The following is a 342-nucleotide window of genomic DNA, read 5'->3' on the forward strand; positions in this document are numbered from 1 at the left end:
AAGGGCGGTAGATGGGAATCGAACCCACGCATGTCGGTACCACAAACCGATGTGTTAACCACTTCACCACTACCGCCATTATCGTCAAGCAGGGGTAGAGGGAATCGAACCCCCACCAACGGTTTTGGAGACCGTCGTTCTACCGTTAAACTATACCCCTATTTTGGATGTAAATGTTATTCACTTCCAATGGCGCGGGACGGAATCGAACCGCCGACACTACGAGCTTCAATCGTATGCTCTACCAACTGAGCTACCGAGCCATTATAACGGTCACAACGGGATTCGAACCCGTGATCTTTCGCGTGACAGGCGAACGTCCTAACCAACTAGACCATGCGA

The 342-nt window shown here is 51.2% G+C and carries 3 tRNA genes; all 3 read right to left on the bottom strand.

What is annotated here, in order from left to right:
• Positions 1-3: 3 nt before the first annotated feature.
• Positions 4-76 (bottom strand) — tRNA-His (locus WEIDD23_RS12425).
• 13 nt (positions 77-89) lie between these two features.
• Positions 90-160: transfer RNA gene (locus tag WEIDD23_RS12430), tRNA-Trp, on the bottom strand.
• A gap of 30 nt (positions 161-190) precedes the next feature.
• A tRNA-Phe gene (locus WEIDD23_RS12435) sits at positions 191-263 on the bottom strand.
• Between the last annotated feature and the right edge of the window lie 79 nt (positions 264-342).

Origin of the sequence: Weissella sp. DD23 (assembly GCF_001579105.1) — a bacterium.
Taxonomy (GTDB): Bacteria; Bacillota; Bacilli; order Lactobacillales; family Lactobacillaceae; genus Weissella; species Weissella cibaria.